This is a genomic window from Verrucosispora sp. SN26_14.1 (genome assembly GCF_004307965.1).
Classification (GTDB): Bacteria; Actinomycetota; Actinomycetes; order Mycobacteriales; family Micromonosporaceae; genus Micromonospora.
On record NZ_SISL01000233.1, the window covers coordinates 1 to 9301 of the forward strand.

The 9301-nt window shown below is 72.1% G+C and carries 8 protein-coding genes; 5 read left to right on the forward strand and 3 right to left on the reverse strand.

From position 1 onward, the window contains the following. Positions 1-872: M50 family metallopeptidase (locus EYA84_RS19750; protein WP_236145855.1), on the reverse strand; the 872-nt coding region annotated here is incomplete at its 3' end. Between the two features lie 124 nt (positions 873-996). Here EYA84_RS19750 and EYA84_RS19755 point away from each other — a divergent pair. From EYA84_RS19755 to EYA84_RS19775, 5 genes are all read left to right on the forward strand, one after another. After that, positions 997-1911: a PD-(D/E)XK nuclease family protein gene (locus EYA84_RS19755; RefSeq protein ID WP_131054530.1), complete on the forward strand. Its 915-nt coding sequence runs from the start codon at positions 997-999 to the stop codon at positions 1909-1911. Positions 1912-1989: 78 nt separating this feature from the next. Continuing rightward, positions 1990-3189, forward strand: a complete 1200-nt coding sequence (locus tag EYA84_RS19760) for a sensor histidine kinase (RefSeq protein WP_131054531.1) — start codon at positions 1990-1992, stop codon at positions 3187-3189. 20 nt (positions 3190-3209) lie between these two features. Continuing rightward, positions 3210-3896, forward strand: coding sequence for a response regulator transcription factor (locus EYA84_RS19765; protein WP_131054532.1), 687 nt, complete (start codon positions 3210-3212; stop codon positions 3894-3896). 282 nt (positions 3897-4178) lie between these two features. After that, positions 4179-4946, forward strand: a complete 768-nt coding sequence (locus tag EYA84_RS19770) for an ABC transporter ATP-binding protein (protein ID WP_131054533.1) — start codon at positions 4179-4181, stop codon at positions 4944-4946. Further along, complete coding sequence (locus tag EYA84_RS19775; protein WP_131054534.1) at positions 4946-7501, forward strand: ABC transporter permease; 2556 nt, start codon at positions 4946-4948, stop codon at positions 7499-7501. Before EYA84_RS19770 ends, EYA84_RS19775 begins: the two co-directional genes overlap by 1 nt. Before the next feature lie 66 nt (positions 7502-7567). Here EYA84_RS19775 and EYA84_RS19780 read toward each other — a convergent pair whose 3' ends face one another. Both EYA84_RS19780 and EYA84_RS19785 read right to left on the reverse strand, forming a co-directional pair. Next, positions 7568-8230, reverse strand: a complete 663-nt coding sequence (locus EYA84_RS19780; protein ID WP_131054536.1) for an HAD family phosphatase — start codon at positions 8228-8230, stop codon at positions 7568-7570. 110 nt (positions 8231-8340) lie between these two features. After that, on the reverse strand, positions 8341-9078 hold the full coding sequence (locus EYA84_RS19785; RefSeq protein WP_131054535.1) for a neutral zinc metallopeptidase: 738 nt from the start codon (positions 9076-9078) through the stop codon (positions 8341-8343). Positions 9079-9301 lie beyond the last annotated feature (223 nt).

The following is a 9301-nucleotide window of genomic DNA, read 5'->3' on the forward strand; positions in this document are numbered from 1 at the left end:
GCCGGGTCCACCACCGCCACCGACCGGCCCGCCGAGTCGGTGACCAGCAGCGCCACGGTCGCCTCCCGCACCGCTTCGGCGGCGCGCCGCTGCGCCTCGGCGAGCGGGGTGCCGGTGGGTACGCCGAAGGTCGGCCGGGCCAGCCGGGCCAGGTCGACCAGGGGCAGCCGGCGGCCGATCCGGGACATCCGGATCGACTGCCCGGCGCCGTGCCAGAGGGTGAGCGCGACCAGCGCCGTCAACGGCAGGGCGAGCAGACTCAGCACGTCCATCGCGTAGAGCACCGCCACCACCAGCGCGGTGCCCACGGCGAGGATCCGGCCGGCCCAGCCGGCCACCTCGGTGGCGGCGTGCTTGTTGCGGGTGACCGCCCAGATCACCGCCCGCAGCGCCCGCCCGCCGTCCAGCGGCAGGCCGGGCAGGATGTTGAAGACCGCGACGATGATGTTGCTCGCCGCCAGTTGGAACGCCAACTGGTCGGCCACGGTGCGGTCGGGCAGGACCAGCATGGCGGCGACGGCGATCACGCCGAGCACCGCGGAGACCGCCGGGCCGGCCAGCGAGACGTAGAGGTCCACCCGGGGGGACGGGGCCTCCCGGTCCATCTCGGTGTACCCGCCGAGCAGTTCCAGGGTGATCCCGCGCACGCCGATGCCGAACCGCCGGGCGGTCAGGGCGTGCCCGAGTTCGTGCAGGAGCACCGAGCCGAGCAGCGACACGACGAACCCGGCGCCGACCAGGTAACCGCCGATCGGGGAGAGTTGCAGGCGCTGGCCGGCCAGTTCGCCGTAGAGCACGATGATCAGCACGGCGAGCAGCAGGATCGAGGCGTTCAGGTAGAGCGGCACCCCGAAGACCCGGCCCACCCGCATGCCCGGACGCCGGCCGGCGCGCGGTCGACTCCTCTGTTCCACCGGCCCGATGCTACGCGGCGGGAGATCACCTCCCGGTGCGGTGCCGGTGGTCCTGTCACACTCGTGCCCTAACCTTCGGGACATGACGGCGGATCCGGTGATCACCCAACAGGCCCCGACTCCGACGCAGTTGCCGGCGACGGTGCGCGCCTCACTCTCACCGTCGCGGGCGGCCGACTTCAAGACCTGCCCACTGCTCTACCGGTTCCGCAGCATCGACCGTCTGCCCGAGCGGACCACTCTGGAGCAGGCCCGGGGCACACTGGTGCACGCGGTGCTGGAGCGCCTCTTCGACCTGCCGTCGGCCGGGCGCACCCCGGAGGCGGCCGGTGACCTCGTGGCACCACAGTGGGACCGGCTGGTCACCGAGCAGCCGGAGCTGTCCGGGATCTTCGAGGGCGACGACCCGGCCGCCGTGACGCAGTTCCTGACCTCGGCGGCGGCGCTGCTGGAGGGCTACTTCACCGTGGAGGACCCGCGCCGCCTGGAGCCGGCCGAGCGGGAGAGTCTGATCTCGGCGGTGGTCGACGACGAGCTGTTGATCCGGGGCTATCTGGACCGGCTCGACGTGGCACCGGACGGCGCGCTGCGGGTGGTCGACTACAAGACCGGCGGCGCTCCGCGCGAGGCGTTCGAGGCGCGCGCCCTGTTCCAGCTCAAGTTCTACGCCCTGGTGCTCTGGCGGACCCGGGGTGTGGTGCCCAAGGTGCTGCGGCTGCTCTACCTCAAGGACGCCGAGGTGTGCGACTACGCCCCCGACGCCGAGGAGCTGGTGCGCTTCGAGCGCACCGTGGTCGCGTTGTGGCGGGCGATCGAGCAGGCCACCGTCAATCAGGACTTCCGGCCCCGGCCGAGCCGGCTCTGCGACTGGTGCAGCCACCAGGCCCGGTGTCCCACCTTCGGCGGCACCCCACCGCCCTTCCCCGAGCAGGTGGCGACGGCGGATCCGCTGCGCGACGCCCGGTCCCGTCCGGCGCCTCCGGGCGCCGACGACTAGGACCTCTCCTCCCCAGGGAGGAGAGCAGGTCACCGCAGGAGACGATCTTTCGCCCGAACGGGCGGATAGCGTCGGAGCGTGGGTACGGATCCGAGGGAGTGGCTGCGGCGGCACCCGCTGGCCGGTGACGGGCTGCTGGCTGTCGGGCTGGTGGTCGCGGAGGTCGTGCTCACCCTGCTGACGCCACGGGACTTCTGGCCCCGGCCGCTCTTCGCCGCGCTGGGGTGGAGCCTGGTGTGCGCCGCACCGGTGGTGGTGCGCCGGACGGCACCGTGGCCGGCGGTGGTGGCCTCGCTGGCGATCCTGGCCCTACCGCTGACGCTGGAGATCTCCCCCGCGACGCAGGGCTTCGCCTTCGTGGTGCTCACCTACACGATGGCCGCGTACCGGCCGCTGCGTCCGGCGGTGGTGGCGGCGGTGGTGCTCTGGGTGCCGGTCGCGCTGGTCACCACGGTCACGCCCTTCGAGACCATGCCGCAGGTCAATCCCGCCTACCTGGTGGCGAACAACCTCCTGATCGGCGTCGTGTCGTTCTCGGTGGGCCGGGCGGTGCACGCCCGGCGGGCCAGCACCCAGGCGTTGCGGGAGCGGGCCCGGATCGCCGAGGCCACCCAGCGCGCCCTGGCCGAGCAGGCGGTCGCCGACGAGCGACGACGCATCGCCCGGGAACTGCACGACGTGGTGGCCCACCATGTCAGCGTGATGGGGGTGCTGGCGACCGGGGTCCGGCGGGTGCTGCGGCGGGACCCGAACGCCGCCGAGGAGGCGATCGGCACCATCGAGGAGACCAGCCGGGCCACCCTGCGGGAGCTGCGCCGGCTCCTCGACGTGCTGCGTACCGAGGCGGAGCCGGCGGCCGACCTGGCCCCGCAGCCGGGGATCGCCGGCATCGAGGCGCTGGCCGAGCAGGTGCGCGAGGCCGGGCTGCCGGTGACGCTGACGGTGCGGGGCGCACCCGCCGCGCTGGCCGAGGGCGAGGCGCTGACCGTGTACCGGATCGTGCAGGAGGCGCTGACGAACGCGCTCAAGCACGCCGGCACGGCCACCGCGCAGGTCCGGGTCAGCTTCGCCGACGACGCGGTGGAGGTCGAGGTCACCGACACCGGTCGGGGACCGATGCCGGACACCGACCGGGTCGGGCACGGACTGGTCGGGATGCGGGAGCGGGTCGCCCTCTACGGTGGTGTCCTGCGCACCGGCGCGCGGCCCGGCGGCGGCTACCGGGTGCACGCGAGGATCCCGGTGGAGACCCTGCTGGACGCCGGGACGTCCGGGTGACGGCTGACGTGGAGGACGACATGACCGAAGCGACGCCGTCGCGCCGACCGATCCGGATCCTGCTCGCCGACGACCAGCCGCTGCTGCGTACCGGCTTCCGGATGGTGCTCGGCGCGGAGACCGACCTGGACATCGTGGCCGAGGCCGGTGACGGCGCCGAGGCGGTGGATCTGTCCCGCCGGCTGCTGCCCGACGTGGTGCTGATGGACATCCGGATGCCCCGGATGGACGGGGTGACCGCGACCCGGGCCATCGTCGACGCGCGGCTGCCGGTCCGGGTGCTGATCCTGACCACCTTCGACCTCGACGAGTACGTGGTGGGCTCGCTGCGGGCGGGGGCGAGCGGATTCCTGGCCAAGGACGTACCGGCCGAGGACCTGGTCACCGCGATCCGCACGGTCGCCGCGGGCGACGCGGTGGTGGCCCCGCGCATCCTGCGTCGGCTGCTGGACCGCTTCGCCGAGTCCCTGCCCGATCCGGCGGCGTCGCCCCCGAAGGGCCTCAGCACGCTGACCGAACGGGAGCGGGAGGTGCTGGTGCAGGTCGCCCGGGGGCTGTCCAACGCCGAGATCGCCCGCGCGCTGTCGGTGAGCGAGACCACCGTCAAGACCCACGTCGGGCACGTGTTGACCAAGCTCGGGCTGCGCGACCGGGTGCAGGCGGTGGTGCTGGCGTACGAGTCGGGCCTGGTCCGGCCCGGGGCGTAACGTCCGCGTTGCATTGGTCACCTACAGTGACCGCCGGTGACGGAAACCGGTTGACCCTCACGTGACGGCACGGTGCACGATGATCCCGTCCGGTCGTGAGGGGGAGGCCGATCGGCGCGGGATCGGGGGCAACCCTGACGGCACTTAGGGGGTACCCGCACCCGGAAATCCGCCTCGTCTCCGCCCGGAGTCGGACGGAACCGCGTCGGGCAGCACAGAAGATGGACTCGTGCCGGACCAGCGGGGGCGGCGCGATTCGACACCGACGGAGAGGTACGAGACGTGACCGCTACGACAGGCCAGTCGGCACCGGCCGCAGCGCGGGCGAGCGATGTGTGGAAGGTGTACGGCAGCGGCGAGGCCCAGGTCGTCGCGCTACGGGGGGTCAGCGCCGATTTCGAGCGTGGCCGGTTCACGGCCATCATGGGCCCGTCCGGGTCCGGCAAGTCGACGCTGATGCACTGCCTCGCGGGGCTGGACACGGTGACCAGGGGCACGGTGCACGTCGGCGACACGACGGTCACCGGTCTCGGTGACGCGGGCCTGACGAAGCTGCGCCGAGACAAGATCGGCTTCATCTTCCAGCAGTTCAACCTGCTGCCCACGTTGACCGCCAAGGAGAACATCCTGCTGCCGTTGTCGATCGCCGGCCGCAAGCCGGACACGGCGTGGTACGACGTCGTGATCGACACGGTCGGTCTGCGGGACCGGCTGGACCACCGGCCGGCACAGCTCTCCGGCGGTCAGCAGCAGCGGGTGGCGTGCGCCCGGGCGCTGGTGGCCCGCCCCGAGGTGATCTTCGCGGACGAGCCGACCGGCAACCTCGACTCGCGGGCCGGGGCGGAGGTGCTCAACTTCCTCCGGAACTCGGTGCGTGAGCACGGCCAGACCATCGTCATGGTGACCCACGACCCGACCGCCGCCGCGTACGCCGACCGGGTGGTGTTCCTCGCCGACGGCCAGATCGTCTCCGAGCTGATCGAGCCCACGGCCGACACGGTGCTGGACACGATGAAGAAGCTGGACACGCCCGCCGAGGTGGCCGGCTGATGTTCCGGGCGACTCTGAAGAGCCTCCTTGCGCGGAAGGTCCGGCTGGTCCTGTCCGGCCTGGCCGTGGTGCTCGGCGTCATGTTCGTCTCCGGTGCCTTCGTGCTCACCGACACGCTCGGCCGCACCTTCGACCAACTCTTCGCCGAGGCGTACGAGGAGGTCGACGTCAGCGTGTCGGCGAAGCCGAAGCTCGCGGTCAACGAGATGGAGGGCGAACAGGTCCAGGCGCCCTTCCCGGCCGACACGGTGGAGACCGTGCGGGCGGTGCCGGGCGTGGCCGACGCCACCGGTGTGGTGGTCTCCGACGGCGCGCGGATGATCGGCGGCGACGGCAAGGTCGTCGCCTCGTTCGGGCCACCGCAGCTCGGTGGCAACTGGGTCGGCGAGAGCGATCTGGTGCAGTTGCGCGAGGGACGCGAGCCCCGGGCCGACGACGAGATCGTGATCAACAAGTCGTTGGCGAACGCGGGCAAGGTCGCCGTCGGCGACCGGGTGGGCGTGCTCACGCTCAGCCCCCGGCAGGACTTCACCATCGTCGGCATCTTCGGTTACAGCGGTGACCGGGACTCCCTCGGCGGCGTCAACGAGGTCATGTTCACCACCCCGACGGCCCAGCGACTGATGCTCGGCGAGCCGGACGTGTTCAACAACATCACGGTCACCGCCTCGTCGGGCGTCTCCGACGACGCGCTGCGCGACAGCGTGGCCGCGGCGCTCGGCGACGACTACGTGGTCAAGACCGGGGAGCAGCTCTCCGCCGACGCCGCCGCCGGGCTGAAGGAGGGACTGACCTTCTTCAACCGGATCCTGCTCGGCTTCGCCGCCGTGGCGCTGCTGGTCGGTACGTTCCTCATCCTGAACACGTTCTCGATCATCGTGGCGCAGCGCACCCGCGAGTTGGCGTTGCTGCGGGCCGTGGGCGCCAGCGGCAAGCAGATCATCGGCTCGGTGGTGCTGGAGGCGATCGCCGTCGGCCTGATCGCCTCGGTGCTCGGCCTGGCGGCCGGCTTCGGTGTCGGCGCGTTGCTGGCGTACGTGTTCAGCTCCATCTCCGGCGGCCTGGAGCTGACCGGGTTGAGCATGCCCGCGTCGGCGGTGATCGGCGCCTTCTCGGTCGGTCTGGTGATCACGGTGCTGGCGGCGTTGTTGCCGGCGCTGCGGGCCGCCCGGATCCCGCCGATCGCGGCGATGCAGGACGTGGCCACCCCGGACCGTCCGCTTACCAAGATCACCGTTGCCGGGGCGCTGGTGACCGCGATCGGTGCCGTCCTGCTCTTCCTCGGGCTGGGTGGTCACGCGGGCGGCAACACCCTGGCCACCATCCTCGGCGGCGTGCTGTTCACGTTCATCGGAGTGGCCCTGCTGACGCCGCTGATCAGCAAGCCGGTGGTATCGGCACTCGGCGCGGTCTTCGCCGGCTGGGTGCCGGGCAAGCTGGGCCGGCTCAACTCGGGTCGCAACCCGCGCCGCACCGCGATCACGGCCGCCGCGCTGATGGTCGGCATCGCCCTGGTCACCGGCATCACGGTGATCCTGGACTCGGCCAAGAGCAGCATCAGCGGTCTGGCCCGGGACAGCATCAAGGCCGAGCTGGTGATCGCCGGGGCGCAGAGCGGTCCCCGTCCGCCCACCTTCGACCCGGCGGTGCTGGAAGAGGCCAAGACGATCCCCGGCGTACGCGTCGCCGACGGTCTCTACGGCGACCTGGCCCTGGTCGGTGACGAGCGCACCTTCGTCGGCGCGGTGACCGAGCCGGCCGCGCTGCGCCAGGTCTACAGCCTCACCGCCGCCTCCGGTGACATCGACCGGATCGACGCGGGGCAGATGCTGGTCAGCGAGGAGACCGCGAAGGCGCGCAACCTGTCGGTCGGGTCGACGACGACGGTGCAGCTGGCCCGGGGCGAGCCGGCCACGTACACCGTGACGGGCATCTTCGAGGACACTCCCCTGTTCACCGGCGTGCAGATGGTGCTGCCGACGGAGGTCGCCCGCAACTTCACCGTGCCGCAGCCGAGCCAGGGCTTCATCCAGCTCGAACCGGGCACGTCGGTCGCCGACGTCCAGCCGCGCATCGAGACGCTGCTGGCGGACAGCCCCGAGGTGTCGGTGGTCGACCTGAACGCCTTCGTGGAGCAGCAGGCCGGTCAGCTCGACACGTTGCTCACGATGATCCAGATCCTGCTGGCGCTGGCCATCGTGATCGCCGTACTCGGCATCATCAACACCCTGGCCCTGTCGGTGCTGGAGCGGACCCGCGAGCTGGGCCTGCTGCGCGCCATCGGCCTGCGGCGTTCGCAGACCATGGGCATGATCACCGTCGAGGCGGTGGTGATCTCGGTCTTCGGCGCGCTGCTCGGGGTGGTGGTCGGCGCCGGTCTCGGTGCCGCGGTGGTCGAGGCGCTGCGCAGCGAGGGGATCAACAAGCTGGTGCTGCCCTGGGGCCAGATGGGACTCTTCCTCGGTCTGGCCGCGATCATCGGCGTGATCGCCGCCGTGCTGCCGGCGATCCGGGCCGCCCGGATCAACGTCCTGGGTGCGATCGCCCACGACTGAGCACGACGACCGGGCCCCGGCACCACATGGTGCCGGGGCCCGGTCGCTCGTCCGTGGTCCGGGGCGTCAGGCCCGCGACGGTCCTTGCGGCGCCCGCCTCAGCAGCGCGGCGAGCAGGTCCAGGTCCGCAGCGACCAGGCTCTCCAGTTGGTGTACGCCGTCGCGAGGGCTCAGGGGCACCTCCGCCGGCACGGCCAGGACCGCCGCCCCGGCGGCGACCGCGCTGGCCACTCCGGTCGCCGAGTCCTCGATCGCCACACACTCGTCGATCGGTACGCCGAGCAGCCGCGCCGCCGTCAGGTACGGCTCCGGATGCGGCTTGGTGGAGTCGACCTCGTCACCGCAGACCACCACGTCGAAGCTATCCCGGCCGAGGGTGTCCAGGGCGATCTCGACCAGGGCCCGGCCACTGGAGGTGACCAGCGCGGTCGGGATCCGGGCCTCCCGGACGGCCCCGAGCAGCGCCAGCGCGCCGGGGCGCCACTGCAGGCCGGTGCGGAACAGCTCCAGGATGCGGGCGTTGATCCACTCGGCGCTCACCTGCGGATCCCGGTGCGGCTGGCGCAGGTCGTCGTGCAGGATACGCATCGAGTCGGCCATCCCGGTGCCGACGATCGCGCGACGGGCGTCGGCGGAGAGGGTGCCTCCGTAGCTCTCCGCGAGCTCCTGCAGGGCGACGTCCCACAACCGCTCGCTGTCGACCAGCGTGCCGTCCATGTCGAAGAGCACTGCGGCCGGTCGGGCGCTACTCACCGGATCCTCCTCGGGTCGGGTACCCGGTCGATCCTTCCAGCCCGCCGGAGCCGTCTGCCGCGCGCCATCCGGCACGGTGACCTTCGTCAACCGATGTCGCAGGCGGCCAGAGAGCGTTCGTACCCCCGGAAGAACATCTCGGAGCGCTGCTCCGGGGTGCCGTGCGACCCCTCGGCGAACCACGGCTGGCCGGGATCGTCGCCGACGGCCAGCAGGCCCTCGGTGAACTCGTCGAGGTCACCCTCGTCGAGAGTCAGCGTGCCGGCGCGTACCGAGTCGCCGAGGTACGCCCCGGCCATGCAGTCGGCCTGCAACTCCTGCTGGATGGTGAAGGTGTAGCGGATGCCGAGGCGGGTCTGGACGCCGTGCGCGTACTCGTGCCCGAGAAGGTAGAACACGAACGCGTCGCCGATCTGCCGGAACGCCCGGAACGACCAGTTGACGTCGTAGGCGATGTAGTCGCTGACGGTGCAGTAGACCGCGTTGTTGCGGGGCACCTCCTGCCCGCCGCACGAGATCTCGCCGTCCCGCTCGTACGGGATGATGCGCCGGATCGGCTGGAACGAGCGGCCGGAGGCGCGGAAGTACTCGGCCCAGTACCGTTCCGCCAGGCGCGTGGCGTCGGCCATGTCCCGCTCGAACTCCTCGACGGTGTCGGTGCCGTCGGCGCGCGTCACCTCGGTGCTCGGCGACGCCGGGGCCGGTGGCTCGGCGGGCCCGGGCGGCGCGCCCACCGGCTCCACCATGCACGCGGTGGCCGCCACCAGCGCCACCGCCAGACCGGCGAGCCTCCCCCGGCTACGCTGCCCCGCACCTACCCGCACCCTGTGCCTCCCGCCTCGACGCCGGACCAGTACCCCGACGGTAGGACCGTCACGCCCGTCACCGTCTGGTACGCCGTACCGGCCGGTCCGGTTCACCGGCACACCGTCCAGATGCTTCGGTGCCGGGCGCGGCGAGACCCTCGGGACCGGCCGGCGTGGCCGCGTGGCCGCAGGGGCCGGCCGGCGTGGCCTCAGGGCCGGCGGCGTGGCCTCAGGACTGGCG

What these genes read in the sequence shown, in the direction of transcription:
- EYA84_RS19755 (WP_131054530.1), top strand. Translation starts at nt 997, where the DNA reads ATGACGGCGGATCCGGTGATCACCCAACAGGCCCCGACTCCGACGCAG.
- EYA84_RS19765 (WP_131054532.1), top strand. Translation starts at nt 3,210, where the DNA reads ATGACCGAAGCGACGCCGTCGCGCCGACCGATCCGGATCCTGCTCGCC.
- EYA84_RS19775 (WP_131054534.1), top strand. Translation starts at nt 4,946, where the DNA reads ATGTTCCGGGCGACTCTGAAGAGCCTCCTTGCGCGGAAGGTCCGGCTG.